The sequence below is a fragment of the Bacillus sp. EB600 genome, assembly GCF_024494385.1.
In the GTDB taxonomy this organism is placed as follows: domain Bacteria; phylum Bacillota; class Bacilli; order Bacillales; family Cytobacillaceae; genus JAEVLT01.
The window spans coordinates 445,185-459,320 of sequence record NZ_JAEVLT010000001.1 but is presented as its reverse complement, the minus strand read 5'-3'; the positions used below and the strand labels follow the sequence as shown (position 1 = coordinate 459,320).

Here is a 14,136-nt window from a genome sequence, read left to right as displayed (position 1 = left end):
TTGATGGCAACATCAACGGTAGAAAAACCAGTTGAAAATCAAACATTGCAACAAAATGAAACGATTTTAAAAGTAAATAACTTAGAAATTTTTTATGGCGAAAAACGAGCTGTTAATGGAATTTCAATGCAAATAGAAAAAAATGCGATAACTGCTTTAATTGGTCCTTCTGGTTGTGGAAAATCAACCTTTTTAAGGAGCATCAATCGTATGAACGATTTAATCCCAGGTGCGCGAGCAGACGGAGAGATCCTTTATGAGGGCTTAAATATTTTGTCGAAAAAAATAAATGTTGTTGCATTACGGAAAGAGATTGGAATGGTTTTTCAAAAGCCAAATCCGTTTCCTAAATCTATTTATGAAAATATTACCCATGCATTAAAATTTGCCGGCATCAAAAAGAAAAGCCAGCTTGATGAAATTGTAGAGGAAAGTTTAAGAAAGGCAGCACTGTGGGATGAAGTAAAGGATCGGCTCCATAAATCGGCATTATCCCTTTCAGGCGGTCAGCAGCAGCGCTTGTGTATTGCCAGAACGATTGCGATGAAGCCGACTGTCATCCTTCTTGATGAACCATCTTCTGCACTTGATCCGATCTCGAATGCCAAGGTGGAAGAATTGATTGTGGAATTGAAGCAGGAGTATTCGATCATGATTGTTACTCATAATATGCAGCAGGCATCACGGATTTCGGATAAGACAGCTTTCTTTTTTACCGGCGATTTAATTGAATATGATGATACTGAGAAAATTTTTACGAATCCGGCGGTTACTAAAACGGAAGAATATATCTCAGGAAGGTTCGGATAGGAGGATAGCAGATGTCAATTTTAACGGTTTCCAATCAGGTATTTGAAGCAAAGGATTTAAATTTGTGGTATGGTGACAATCATGCCCTTAAAAATATTGACTTTCCGATCAGTAAAAAGGAAGTTACAGCGATGATTGGCCCTTCTGGATGCGGAAAATCAACCTTTATAAAGACGTTGAACTTAATGATTAAAAACATCCCAAATGTAAAAATGGCAGGTGAAATCAATTTTAACGGGAAAAATATTTTATCCGAAAAAATTGATCTTGTAGAGCTCCGTAAACATGTTGGAATGGTTTTTCAAAAAGGAAATCCATTTCCCCAATCCATTTTTGATAATATTGCCTATGGTCCAAGAATACATGGCATTACCCGAAAAAAAGCGCTTGAAGAAATCGTCGTAAAATCATTAATGGATGTTGCGTTATGGGATGAAGTAAAGGACCGCTTAAATGCGCCAGCCCTGGGGCTGTCCGGCGGGCAGCAGCAAAGGCTGTGTATTGCAAGGGCACTGGCAACAAAACCAGATGTTTTATTAATGGATGAACCGACATCTGCACTTGATCCGATTTCAACCTTAAAAATTGAAGAGATGATTTTGGAATTAAAGGAAAAGTATACAATCGTGATTGTCACTCATAATATGCAGCAAGCTGCCCGGGTGTCAGATAAGACTGCCTTTTTCCTAATGGGCGAGTTAATTGAGTTAGACTCTACAGCAAAGATTTTTTCTCAGCCATCAGATAAACGGACTGAGGATTATATTTCCGGAAGATTTGGATAATTGGGGTGAGCATACATGAAAAATACAAGATCAAATTTTGATAGCAATTTGAATGAGCTTAAAAAACTTCTTTTAGAAATGGCACATAAAGCTGAAAGTGCAGTTAAGGAATCGATCAATGCATTGATAGAACAGGACCTTGATAAAGCTCAGCAAATTATTGATGGTGATAATGAAATAGATCAACTAGATTACCAAATTAACGACAAAGCATTGCTTCTGATCGCAAAGGAATCCCCTGTAGCTACCGATTTACGGAAACTTATCGTCGCGATTAAAACTTCTTCAGAAGTAGAGCGAATTGCTGATAATGCTGTTAACGTCGCTAAAGCTGTCCAGCATATTGGAAAAGAAGAACTAATTAAGGATATTATTGATATTCCAAAAATGATGGACTTAGCGTTAGAAATGCTTGCCGATGCGTTAACCGCCTATTATGCGGACGACGTTGTCCTGGCAACAAAATGCGCGGAAAAAGATGATAAAGTCGATGAACTGTATGGTAGTTTAATTCGCGAACTAATTGGGTATCTGCCGCAAAATCCACATGCAACCAATCAAATTACCCAATTGGCCTATGTATGCCGTTACATTGAACGAATTGCTGATCATTCAACAAATATTGCCGAAAACGTAATTTTTCTTGTTACCGGAAAACGATTTGATTTAAATGCCTAATTGATTTAAAAAAAGATGATGCTGAAGCTGGAATTAGTATCATCTTTTTTTTATGTAAACCCATTAAGGGGATAAAAAAATTTCGGACTATCGGGGGAAAGGTGTATGATTCAACCAAAAATACTGTTAAAGATGTTACGGTCAAAGAGTGCAAGGAAGGATCCACGTTTTTTTTGGAGGGATTTATCGATAAGATTTAAATTAATCATTTCCTTGGGATTTAGTACCCTGCTGTTTATTATTACCACTATTTTAGTAATTGGAATGCTGCAAAATATCCGAAAAGACATGCAGTTTGAAAAAGAAAAGGGAGAAGAGGCAGTAATAGTATCGGAAATAGACTCTTTGATTCAAGCAAAGGATATTCGGATTGCAGATTACATAACTTTTTTAAAAGACGAGGATAAAAATAATTATCGTCTTTTAAGAGCAGAATTAAATAATAAGCTCTCCATTCTAGAGAAAAGCACGAATAACAAAGAAAATTTAGCAATGATAGCAGCTATAAAACAAAATAACCAAAAAATTGATAACATGTTTATCAATGAGGTCGCTCCTTCGGTTGTCAGGATGGATGTAAAAATCTATACAAATTCGCGGAAAGAAATAGCTAATTTAAGAGAAAACAATAATGGTATTTTAACTAATTTATCTAAAAAAATTATAGGTGAGAGAGATCTTGCCATTCAAAAGGCAGATAATCAAATCAATTTGCTGATTATTGAAATATTAGTGATTATTGTTTGTTCAATTGTGGTAAGCGGTTTGTTTGTTTTCTTTTTTTCCCGTTCGTTAAAAATAAATCTATCAAAAATTGTCACTACTGCTAAAAAGGTAGCGACAGGTGAACTAAATGTTAATCACTTAACATATGATGGAAAAGATGAAATTGGTGAGCTTACATTTGCGGTAAATCAAATGACAACCAGCCTTAAGAATATGGTGAAGGGAATCAAAACTGCATCCGAAAAAATAGATCAAAATAGTGATCAACTTAAGAACCATACATACAACGTAAAAAAATCCAGTGAAGAAATTTCTGAGACAATGTTACTTCTTTCTGCTGGGTCAGAGGAACAAGCGGCATCGACGTTCCAATTATTTTCTAACTATGATACTCTAAACAGCGAAATTGAGCTTTCAACTCGAAAAGGGACCATTTTAAAAAATACTGCAGAGAACGTATTAAATGTGACCGATGTTGGACAAAGGTTAATGAATGACTCCGTTAAACAAATAAAAACAGTTTATCAAATGATTCAAACTACCTTTAATAAAGTCGTCCAAATGGAGAAACAAACGACAGAAATAAGTAAACTTGCAGAGGTTATTAAGTCGATTGCCTCACAAACTCATTTGCTTGCCCTTAATGCTTCGATTGAGGCAGCAAGGGCAGGGGATTTTGGCAGGGGGTTTTCCGTTGTCGCTAAGGAAGTGAAGAAACTCGCAGGCGAGGTGGAGGATTCTCTCGTAGAAATTAATGAGATCGTATTAACTGTCCAAGGTATGGCGAAAGAGATAAGTGGATCATTGCAGGCAGGTTTTAACGAGCTTAGATCAGGAACCAATAAGATTGAAGATACAGGTGAGAGCTTCCAGATCATTAAAAAAGAGATTGAAAAAATGGCAGATAATATTGTTGACATATCAAAGTATTTAGATAATATTTCTGATAATAGCCATGATATGAAATCTTCCTTTGAAGCCATCACCGCAACATCACAGCAATTTACTGCCGGAACAGTACAAACATCGTCATCTATACAAAATCAGGATATGGAACTTGAAAAAATCCTGGGGAAAGTTAAAGAAATGGATGAGGAAGCCAATATTCTTGCAAATTTAGTAGAAAACGTTAATATCTAATCCGATACGATTAAATAAGTGCATAAAAAAGCAGGCTCATGAGCCTGCTTTTTGTCATTAACCCCTTTTTGACTAGATCCTACTCTCCGAGTTTTGCTTTAAAATCCTGTATACATCATCGATTGCGAGCGAAGATTGGCTGGCAATTTGTTCGATTGGCTTTCCTTGCTGTGCAAGTGCCAATACTTGATTTTTAATAATTTCATGGATTTCATTTGAAGTTTTGGTAAAGCTGGTGAAATGATCATCGCTTACCAAAAGTTCCTCCTCAAGGATTCTTAACCTCTGTTTCATTTGGTAAAGCTCTTGAACATGCTGTAAAGTTAGCTGGTCTACTTCGTCTTTTAATTCCGTATAAGGGTCTTTTTGGAAAAAAGAAACAAGAAAGAGAAGAAGGGAAAAGCCAAGGAGCAGTATAATTATTATCCCCATTAAAACAAACACCTCAAAAAGTTTTCTGGTAACTGAAGTAATTATATCTCTGAACTTTGATAACTGTGCGGCTAAAAAGAGTAAGCCTTGGAAGCCTGAACTTTTCTAACTATAGATAGTTTACCACTACGAATTATAGATTTCGATTTAACGGTAAAAGATTTAGCATGATTGTCGAAAAATATTGGCTGCTTTCAAAAAAATATAGTCGAATAGTTTGTAAAAAAATTTTTTTTTGATCATAACTATACTTGTGGTAAGGGAAAGCAAGATACGACAAAATGCGTTCATTGTGTGGTTTGATCCGAAATGATAACATAAAGCTATTAACGACATGAATATATTGGCAATCAAAACATATACTAGTAAATCTGAAATGGACAAATGCCCTAATCAAAGTGAACCGGATAAAAAAATAAAATGCAAAAGGTGTTATTATGATCAATATAAATGAATCCATCTATAATCAACAGTTTACTTTTCACCATTCACCAATCGCACAGCTCCATTATACCCCTGGAATTTGGGTAAATGGCAACTATTATTGGCTGCAAAACAGCAGTGAAAAAATAATGTACGAAGAGGAAATAAGCTTAACAGTAAAGCAGGAACAGATTCACTCGAAGATCCGATTTAATCATATGAATGTCACGAACCATAGTAAACAACCAAAAGAGTTGAAAATATTAGCAATGCATCATCACTCACGTATTTCCCAGGATCATTTCACTTTTGTCTCCCCAAAAGATCAAGTTATTTTTCATTTAGCAAATAAAGAGGTCTTTTTGGTTAATGGTCAATTTAATGGTGTTGGCTTAAATGAATATACGATTCAGCCATATTGGAATGTATTCACAGACAAAATTTGGAGTAGTCAAGAAAAGGGAAATTTAAAATACCAGCCTATGGGCAAAGGAGCGGCTGCGAGTATCTTCACGTTAAAGGCTAAAGTTAATCCCCATCAAACGATTAAATTGCACACTTGGGCCATCAAAGGGACGAGTAAACGAGAAATAATGGCACTTGATCAAGCTCTTTTAAAAAACACACTAGCATTTCCATTTGAAAAATGATATTATAGAAAAGTCGTATGAACGAACTAGCTTTAAAGCGTTTGGAGGGAAAGATACATGCGTGTAAATATTACGTTAGCTTGCACTGAGTGTGGAGATCGTAACTATATTTCAACAAAAAATAAACGAAATAATCCAGATCGTCTTGAGCTTAAAAAATATTGCCCAAGAGATAAAAAATCTACAACACACCGTGAAACAAAATAAAGCAGCAGGTCTTCCTGCTGTTTTTTTTTAATTTCTGAATTTAAATCTTTTAACTTTGAGAATAGTCTAGCTACAGCGCCCAGCGCCAGTGTACTTCGCCCACTTCCCTGCGATAAGTCAACATCGAATGCGCTTTCGCTCTTCGTGTTTTCTTTATCTCAGTCAGTGTGCTCCAGTCCATACGTCGCTAAACGGGCGCTTGCGCTTTCATATTAAGGGAGGAAAATGAGTATGATTGACAAAAATGTTCTTCGCACCCAGTTAAAGGAAATGCTTTCTAAGCTTTCAAAACCGCTTTACGAGGATCTTTCTAATCAAATCGCCACCAATTTATTTGACGATGAAGACTGGAAGCAAGCTAAAGTGATTGGGATTACCATATCCAAATTTCCTGAGGTGGATACATATCGGATTATCAGAAAGGCTTGGGAGCAGGGAAAACTGGTAGCTGTCCCAAAATGCTATCCTAAGGAGAAGAAAATGTCCTTTCGTACACTCTCGGAATTTTCACAGCTAGAGTCTGTCTTTTATGGATTATTAGAACCAATTGAAGAAAAGACTATGCTTATGAACCACGACCAGATTGATTTGTTAATTGTTCCAGGCTTGGCTTATACGATAGAAGGATTTAGGCTTGGATTTGGAGGGGGATATTATGATCGTTATTTGAAGGGCTACTCCGGGAAAACTGTATCTCTTGCTTTTCAGTCTCAAATCGTTCCTCAATTTAAGGTCGAAGATCATGATATACCAGTCGAAAAAATCATTACAAATGAAAAGGTCTTCGTTGTAAAGTGACAGATCATTTACTAATTATCTTGATCATTCTGATTACTTGCTTCGCTGGATTCCGTCTTAATTCATTAACGAGTACTGGGGCTACTGCTGCTTTTGCGGTTGGAATAGCGGTTTATTATGGTTTTGGACTAAATGGATTACTGTTATTAGGAATCTTTTTTGCTACATCCAGTCTTTGGTCAAAATATAAAAGCTCTAAAAAAGCTGGAATAGAAGAAAAGCTGGCAAAGGGATCGACAAGGGACTGGCGTCAGGTGCTTGCAAATGGCGGAACAGCAGCACTAGCAGGGTTGATTTATTCTTTTGATGGAAGGTCAATTTGGATTGTCGCTTTTGCCGTTGCTATTTCAAGTGCCAATTCTGATACATGGGCATCTGAAATAGGTTCCTTAAGTAGAAATAATCCAATCGATATTCGCACCTTTACTAGAATTGATAAGGGGACTTCTGGCGCCATCAGTTTATTGGGGAGCTTTGCAGCTCTTACAGGATCTTTAGTGATTGCAATTTTTAGTTATTGGTTTTTTGAGTTCAACTTGATGGACTCTTTTATAATTTTTATTTTTGGTTTTATAGGAAATGTCATTGACACCATTTTCGGTGCTTTTTATCAGCAGAAATTTCATTGCCAATGCTGCGGGATCGAAACGGAGAAAAAAGTGCACTGCGGTCAGCCAACGATTAGAATAAAGGGTATCACCTTTGTAGATAATGATATGGTGAATTTCCTTTCGGGCTTCATTGCTGTTTTGTTAGCTATTTCTGTTATTCTCTTTCTTAAATAACGTAGTAATTGTTACAAACTGTAAATAAAAACAGCGATTCCAGCAGCTTTTTACTACTGTTATAACTTTGCGAAATGGTGTGCAGTCTTTTCTGCTAGCAAATGACCCTTGCTGGATCAGATTTACGCATAAGAGGAGGAGTAGGCTTGTTAAATCGTGTAAACAGAGTTGCCTTAATAGGTACTGGCTTTGTAGGCTCCAGCTATGCTTTTGCTCTTTTAAATCAAGGGGGAACAGAAGAACTTGTATTAATTGATATAAATAAACAGAAATCAGAAGGGGACGCAATGGACTTGAATCATGGGCTCCCATTCGCACCATCACGCACGAAAATTTGGTTTGGTGATTATTCGGATTGCAAGGATGCTGACTTGGTTGTGCTTACAGCTGGCGCGAATCAAAAGCCGGGCGAAACCCGTCTTGACTTAGTAGAAAAAAATACAGCCATCTTTAAAGAAATCGTAAGTGAGATCATGGCGAGCGGTTTTGACGGGATTATCTTAGTCGCCACAAATCCAGTTGATATCTTAACCTATGTAGTTTGGAAATTTTCCGGATTACCTAAAGAGCGTGTGATTGGTTCAGGAACCATTCTTGATACAGCCCGCTTCCGATTTTTGCTTGGTGAATACTTTGATGTGGATACTCGCAATGTCCATGCCTATATCATTGGCGAGCACGGTGATACAGAGCTCCCTGTTTGGAGCAATGCAGATATTGGGGTTACTTCGATTGCGGAATGGACGAAAAATAAAGAGGGCTTCAATCAAGCAGACCTTGAGGAGATCTTTTTAAATGTTCGCGATGCGGCTTACCACATAATTGAACGAAAAGGTGCTACCTTTTATGGAATTGCGATGGGGCTTGTCCGCTTGACAAAAGCCATTTTGCAAAATGAAAACTCGATTTTTACTGTTTCTGCTTATCTAGACGGGGAGTATGACCATGAAGATATCTTTATCGGAGTCCCGTGTGTTGTAAATCGGAACGGGATAAGACAAGTGGTTGAGCTAGATTTAAATAAAGAAGAACAAGAAAAATTTACCCATTCTGTTAAAGTACTAAAAAATACGCTGGAGCCAATTTTAAAAAACGTTGAGTCTTGATACTGTTAGGAGATTTCAAAATACAAGCATCCAGCATTAATAATTTGAAAATAACTGGATAATATACGGAGTGATATCTCAAACTAGTTTTAGGAGGGATGCAAATGTCTCGTATGGTAACGTCCATTTTTATGATTGGAACAGTTGGCTATTTTGCTTATCGGTATCGTTTCCGGCTCCTCAACAGCATTATCGGTACTGGTTGGATTCGCCGGATTGCTGTGGGATCGATGATGAGTTTACCTGGAGTTAAGAAAAAAATGATGCAAGCTGTTTTTGGAGGACCATCTGAATGGTGAAAACCACAGATGGTTTTCTTTTGCGCTTTAACTTGATTGTTTTCTTTAGAGGCAAAGTTAAATATAGTTTATAATAAGATAATATCTCTATTAAAAAGTTGCAATTGAATAGAAAGTAGGGGAAAGCTTGAGTTTTAAAGAAGAATTTATCTTTTGGACGTTGGCTAACTTTTTTATAGCTGAGCAAGACTATCGAATCATTCAATTGTTTGAAGACCAAACAGAACTATGGCTTGAGAAATTGGAAAATAAGAAAGCTCCGATTATCCGTATTCTGCTCCATCGAATTGATTGGAGTAATCGAATGCAAAGAGACATAGAATTTACTGCTGCAAATGGGGAGAAGATTCGTAAACAACTAGGACGAAGCGAACTAAAAGTAATGAATATATATGTTAGTCCATACCCGCCTGTCGATGATGATCCGTTTCATCTTAACGACCTGTTTGTTTTCCCTGAGGGCAATAAAACAACCGTTAGCACCTTCCTTATGGCGGAGGGAACATACGAAACTAGTTTTAAACGACTTACTGAGCAATTTGACCGAAATATAACTTTTCAAATTGAAGAGGATTATTCTCAATTGGATATTGAGTCGCTGAAGGAAAACTCACTCAATTACGCAAAAAATAGGGCGAAGGACGAACAAGCTGTCTTTACAAATCGGCCGCCTGTTTTTACTTATATGTTTATTTTTATACAAGTAGCTATGTTTTTCTGGCTCCAATTACACGGAGGCAGCACAAACACATCTACATTGATTAAGTATGGGGCAAAAGTGAATCCATTGATATACGAAGGAGAATGGTGGCGTTTTATAACACCCGTTTTTCTCCATATTGGCTTTCTTCACCTAGCCATGAATACGCTAGCTTTATATTATTTGGGCATTGCAGTTGAAAAAATCTATGGAAACATAAGGTTTTTATTTACATACTTATTTGCCGGGGTAACGGGTTTTATCGCTAGTTTTTTATTTAGCACGAATCTTTCAGCTGGCGCGAGTGGTGCTATTTTTGGCTGCTTTGGAGCTCTATTGTATTTTGGAGCGACCAATCCTAAACTCTTTGCCCGAACGATGGGCCGTAATGTCCTTATTGTTCTTATCATTAACCTCATATTTGGCTTTTCATCAACAGGAATTGATAACGCAGGCCATATAGGGGGATTAATCGGCGGTTTCCTTGCTTCGGGGATTGTTCACTTTCCAAAAAAGAAAAAGCCATTGTTGCAGACATTATTTCTGCTAATCTCAACTGCTGTTGTTTGGGGGTCACTCTCATATGGCTTTTGTGAATCTGTAAGGGCCAAAGATGAAGGCTCAAGCCTTATTCTAGCCCAGGATTACATTACCAATCATCAGTATGATAAAGCGTACAGCATCTTGGAAGGGACTTTAAAGAAGTCCAAAAATCCATCACCGCAGCTTTATTTCCAATTGTCCTATATAGAAATGAAGAAGGATCTGCTTTCGGAGGCAAAACCACATTTGCTAAAGGCAATTGAACTAAAGCCGAATTTTGATGAAGCTTTTTATAACCTTGCATTAATTTATTTACAGGAAAATGATTTACAAGCAGCAAGAAAATACGCTGAAGAAGCAGCAAAATTAAAGCCAGATCAAAAGCAATATACGAATTTAGTAAATGAAATTACGGTCCATATTCAATCAGCTGGCGGAGGAGTGTAGGCTCCCCATTTGCTGTTTCAGTTAAGACGATTAAATGGGATTTATCCTTTGCTATCAAGATGAGCGGGACGGTACTGCCGATTGGTTTAATTCTGGTGCCGTCAGCTTTTTTAATTCCAAGGAAATAATTTTTATATAACCCTTCCCAAAGGTTACCTATGATTCGCTTTTTTTCTTGTTCGGTAAATCCAGGTAATGCGGTACTACTACTATTGAAAAACAATTCGGTTAACGGATAGGAATAATAATGATTAGGATTAATGGAAAAATATTTGATACCCTTCTCCCAGCTGTGATGGAGCAGATTTTTTGTTTGCTGATCAAGAGTGAGTTTCCATTCTTGTTCTTGTTTTGAAAAGACGTTTCTAAAGCTGTGAAAAGTACCGTTCCGTGAATGGACGACGTAGATTTGGTCGGCAGACATTTCCTGTGAACTGAAAATATGTTCTTGGTTTTCGTGGACTTCAGCATAATGAAACGTTAGTGCTTGAATGAGAGCACTTCCCCTTACTACTACCTGTCTTTCCTGGATTAGACTTGGAGTATTTTGTTTCCAGTTTCCTTGTTTGGCAACTAATCGACCGTTAGAATACAATAAACCAACATCTTGTCGTAAATACGCCTTACGGTCAAGGGTAGATTCAAGCTTCCATTCCACAAGATACTTATCGGACTTTTTGGGCTTTAGCGGATTTAGTGAGGTATTGGTAAGCTTAAAAGTTACCTTGGGATCAATCGGGAAGTAGGTTATGCTCTCTTGAACACGGGTACTTCGTTCGTTAATAATTCCGACAGTTAAAATAGTAAACAATATAATTCCAAGTAAAAGTATATTTTTATTCATCACTAATGCCTCTTCCTTTTTGGTATCTTGTCCAGTCCTTTTAGAAATATATGGATTTATACGCTTAGAAATACCGAAAACCTAAGAAGAAAATTTTAGCTGATCGTTACTAGTTCCGATCGCGAGTATTGTGTTATAGGTAAGAGGCAGCCAGCGTCCAAGAAGGATGTAATCAGTAAAAATCTATTTCTTGTGGGTAAAAAAGGTTTAGATTATACTAGTTGTGTTCTCCATCCCAAAAGCTAAAGGAGATTAAGATGAAAACAGTTTATGAGGTTCAACAATTTTTGAAACAATTTGGAACGATTATTTATGTTGGGGATCGAGTAGCCGACCTAGAACTAATGGAAATGGAACTAAGGGAGTTGTATCAATCCAACCTAGTTGAAACAAAGGAATACCAAACTGCACTTTTAATTTTAAGACACGAAAGGCAAATGGAAAAAGACCGGCATAAATAGAAAAGATGGGTGAAAAAGAAATGGCAGAACAATGGATTGTAGGTGTGGATCTTGGTGGAACGACAACGAAAGTTGCGTTTATCAATATGGATGGGACAATCATTCAAAAGTGGAAAATTCCCACCGATAATTCTGCTGAAGGTAAATTTATTACCATTAATATTGCTAAAACAATTGACCAAAAGCTAGAGGAGCTTCATACATCGAAAGAAAAATTAATAGGACTCGGAATGGGGGCACCTGGCCCCATTCATTATCTCTCAGGGATGATCTTAAATGCTGTTAATCTTGGCTGGAGAGACAATTTTCCGCTTCAGGAATTGTTACAAGAAGAAACTTTTTTACCGGCAATCATTGAGAATGACGCAAACTGTGCGGCACTGGGTGAAATGTGGAAAGGGGCTGGTAATGGCTCAAAGGACCTTGTCTGTGTAACACTAGGTACAGGCGTAGGAGGGGGCGTAATTGTTAATGGTAATATCATTCAAGGGGTGAATGGTGCTGGTGGTGAAATAGGCCATATAACTGCCATTCCATTTGGAGGGCATCCTTGTAATTGTGGAAAGACAGGGTGTTTAGAAACTGTTGCGTCTGCAACAGGAATAGTACGCATAGCCATGTCAAGTCTTGCGCAAGAAAGTACAGATGGCTTGCTCCAAGATATATTTGCTGAAAAAGGAGCAATCACTGCCAAGGATGTAATGGATTGTGCACGTAATGAGGACCTTTTAGCTCAAAAAGTAATTGACAAGATAGCTGTATACTTAGGCCTCGTATTAGCCAATATTGCTAATACGCTGAACCCAGCAAAAATTGTCATTGGTGGAGGAGTATCTAAAGCAGGAGATGTCCTCTTAAAACCTGTCATCGCACAGTTTGAAAAGTTTGCTTTTGAACCTGTGCGGAAATCAACTGAGATTGCTTTAGCAGCCTTAGGAAATGATGCGGGGGTAATCGGAGCTGCGTGGTTAGTAAAAAATAAGCTGACCAAGCTGAATAGCTAAATTTGAAAATTTTGAGCCAGGTTACCGGCTTTTTTTTATTCATTTTTTTCCTTATGAGTCATAGTATTTTATGATAAGGAGGGTGAAGGATGAAGGTTTATGCACGAGACAGGGATACTTTATGGTATTTTAGTCAGATGTTTGGTGTACCATTAGAGTTAATCATTGATTCAAATCTTCATGCGAATCCAACCATGCTTAAAATCGGAGAAGAGATCAAGATCCCTGGATTTGTTACGGTCCCATATAGGATTAAATCAGGGGATACGTTATGGAAACTTGCCTTACAAAAAAAATTAGCCATCGATGCAATCATGATTTTAAATCCTCAATTGGATACCCCTTACGTACAGCAAGGAGATCCTATTTTTCTTCCAAAAAGAATTTGCATGCCATGCCTTCAGACAAATGCAGGCTGTGATTATAAAAAATTCAGCGATATGATTGGTATTCTACAAAACATTTATCCATTTATAACAGTTAACTCAATTGGCAAAAGTGTCCTAGGAAAGTCAATTCAAGAAATAAGAATTGGTAAGGGTGAAAAAAAGGTTCATATCAACGGAGCATTTCATGCTAACGAATGGATCACAAGCTTAATCTTGATGAGGCTGCTTAATTCTTATTTACTTTTTTTAACAAACCCGGTATTGGCTAAGAAGCAAAATCCGCTTGTCTGGTATCAAAATATTGAATTGTCACTTGTTCCAATGGTAAATCCTGATGGTGTTGACCTTGTCTTGAATGGGCCTCCTATAATGGAGCGGGACAAAGTGATTAAGATCAACAGTGGCAGCGAGGAGTTTGTTCATTGGAAGGCGAATATCCGGGGTGTTGATTTAAATAAGCAGTATCCAGCAAATTGGGAAATAGATAAAAAGAAAAAGGCACCGCTGTGTCCTGCGCCAAGAGATTATCCGGGAAGTGCTCCTTTAACAGAGCCTGAGGCAATCGCTATGGCTGATTTGGCAAAATGGAATCATTTTGACTACTGTATAGCATTTCATACTCAAGGTGAGGAATTTTATTGGGGATATGAAGGCCATGAACCGCCTGAATCAGCACAAATTGCAAAAGAGTTTGAAAAGAAGAGCGGCTACAAAGCCGTTCAATATGTTGACAGTCATGCAGGATTCAAGGATTGGTTTTTGCAGGAATTTAAGCGGCCGGCTTTTACAATTGAGCTTGGAAGGGGAATAAATCCTTTACCATTATCTCAATTCGATGACATCTTAAAAAAGGTGGAGGGGATTTTTTTCACAATTCTATCTTTATAAATGCATTGCAACCAATTGTAT

At 37.5% G+C, this 14,136-nt stretch carries 16 protein-coding genes; 14 read left to right on the top strand and 2 right to left on the bottom strand.

Features of this window, described 5'->3' with window-relative positions; all coding sequences use genetic code 11:
- Positions 1-3: 3 nt before the first annotated feature.
- The 4 genes from pstB (JN080_RS02480) to JN080_RS02465 all read left to right on the top strand — a co-directional run bounded on the left by pstB (JN080_RS02480) (position 4) and on the right by JN080_RS02465 (position 4,139).
- Positions 4-810 carry a phosphate ABC transporter ATP-binding protein PstB gene (gene pstB / locus JN080_RS02480; RefSeq protein WP_256234295.1) on the top strand — a complete coding sequence of 269 codons (807 nt, stop codon included), beginning with the start codon at positions 4-6 and terminating at the stop codon, positions 808-810.
- Positions 811-821: 11 nt separating this feature from the next.
- On the top strand, positions 822-1,595 hold the full coding sequence (pstB, locus tag JN080_RS02475) for a phosphate ABC transporter ATP-binding protein PstB (RefSeq protein ID WP_256234294.1): 774 nt from the start codon (positions 822-824) through the stop codon (positions 1,593-1,595).
- 15 nt (positions 1,596-1,610) lie between these two features.
- Complete coding sequence (gene phoU, locus JN080_RS02470) at positions 1,611-2,273, top strand: phosphate signaling complex protein PhoU (protein ID WP_256234293.1); 663 nt, start codon at positions 1,611-1,613, stop codon at positions 2,271-2,273.
- A 105-nt stretch (positions 2,274-2,378) separates the two neighbouring features.
- Positions 2,379-4,139, top strand: a complete 1,761-nt coding sequence (locus JN080_RS02465) for a methyl-accepting chemotaxis protein (RefSeq protein WP_256234292.1) — start codon at positions 2,379-2,381, stop codon at positions 4,137-4,139.
- A gap of 72 nt (positions 4,140-4,211) precedes the next feature.
- On the opposite strand, the gene JN080_RS02460 is transcribed toward JN080_RS02465, so the two are convergent.
- Entirely contained in the window at positions 4,212-4,571 is a 360-nt protein-coding gene (locus JN080_RS02460; RefSeq protein ID WP_256234291.1) for a hypothetical protein, read from the bottom strand.
- A gap of 437 nt (positions 4,572-5,008) precedes the next feature.
- Between JN080_RS02460 and JN080_RS02455 the strand changes: the two genes are divergently transcribed.
- From JN080_RS02455 to JN080_RS02425, 7 genes are all read left to right on the top strand, one after another.
- On the top strand, positions 5,009-5,644 hold the full coding sequence (locus tag JN080_RS02455) for a hypothetical protein (protein WP_256234290.1): 636 nt from the start codon (positions 5,009-5,011) through the stop codon (positions 5,642-5,644).
- 57 nt (positions 5,645-5,701) lie between these two features.
- Positions 5,702-5,851, top strand: coding sequence for a 50S ribosomal protein L33 (gene rpmG / locus JN080_RS02450; RefSeq protein WP_256234289.1), 150 nt, complete (start codon positions 5,702-5,704; stop codon positions 5,849-5,851).
- 231 nt (positions 5,852-6,082) lie between these two features.
- On the top strand, positions 6,083-6,649 hold the full coding sequence (locus JN080_RS02445; RefSeq protein WP_256234288.1) for a 5-formyltetrahydrofolate cyclo-ligase: 567 nt from the start codon (positions 6,083-6,085) through the stop codon (positions 6,647-6,649).
- A complete protein-coding gene (locus JN080_RS02440; protein ID WP_256234287.1) occupies positions 6,646-7,434 on the top strand; it encodes a DUF92 domain-containing protein in 789 nt (262 codons plus the stop codon). The genes JN080_RS02445 and JN080_RS02440 overlap by 4 nt, the downstream gene beginning before the upstream one ends.
- 146 nt (positions 7,435-7,580) lie before the next feature.
- Entirely contained in the window at positions 7,581-8,540 is a 960-nt protein-coding gene (locus JN080_RS02435; RefSeq protein WP_256234286.1) for an L-lactate dehydrogenase, read from the top strand.
- A gap of 104 nt (positions 8,541-8,644) precedes the next feature.
- The gene (locus JN080_RS02430; RefSeq protein ID WP_256234285.1) at positions 8,645-8,839 is read left to right on the top strand and encodes a hypothetical protein; all 195 of its coding nucleotides are present in this window, start codon (positions 8,645-8,647) and stop codon (positions 8,837-8,839) included.
- Positions 8,840-8,966: 127 nt separating this feature from the next.
- The gene (locus tag JN080_RS02425; protein WP_256234284.1) at positions 8,967-10,529 is read left to right on the top strand and encodes a rhomboid family intramembrane serine protease; all 1,563 of its coding nucleotides are present in this window, start codon (positions 8,967-8,969) and stop codon (positions 10,527-10,529) included.
- On the opposite strand, the gene JN080_RS02420 is transcribed toward JN080_RS02425, so the two are convergent.
- Positions 10,492-11,373: a hypothetical protein gene (locus tag JN080_RS02420; RefSeq protein WP_256234283.1), complete on the bottom strand. Its 882-nt coding sequence runs from the start codon at positions 11,371-11,373 to the stop codon at positions 10,492-10,494. The genes JN080_RS02425 and JN080_RS02420 overlap by 38 nt on opposite strands.
- Positions 11,374-11,630: 257 nt before the next feature.
- On the opposite strand from JN080_RS02420, the gene JN080_RS02415 reads away from it, so the two are divergent.
- The 3 genes from JN080_RS02415 (at position 11,631) to JN080_RS02405 (ending at position 14,115) form a co-directional block, all read left to right on the top strand.
- The gene (locus JN080_RS02415; RefSeq protein ID WP_256234282.1) at positions 11,631-11,834 is read left to right on the top strand and encodes a YqgQ family protein; all 204 of its coding nucleotides are present in this window, start codon (positions 11,631-11,633) and stop codon (positions 11,832-11,834) included.
- 20 nt (positions 11,835-11,854) lie between these two features.
- Positions 11,855-12,838, top strand: a complete 984-nt coding sequence (locus JN080_RS02410) for an ROK family glucokinase (RefSeq protein ID WP_256234281.1) — start codon at positions 11,855-11,857, stop codon at positions 12,836-12,838.
- Positions 12,839-12,927: 89 nt separating this feature from the next.
- Entirely contained in the window at positions 12,928-14,115 is a 1,188-nt protein-coding gene (locus tag JN080_RS02405; RefSeq protein ID WP_256234280.1) for a M14 family zinc carboxypeptidase, read from the top strand.
- The last annotated feature ends 21 nt before the right edge of the window (positions 14,116-14,136 follow it).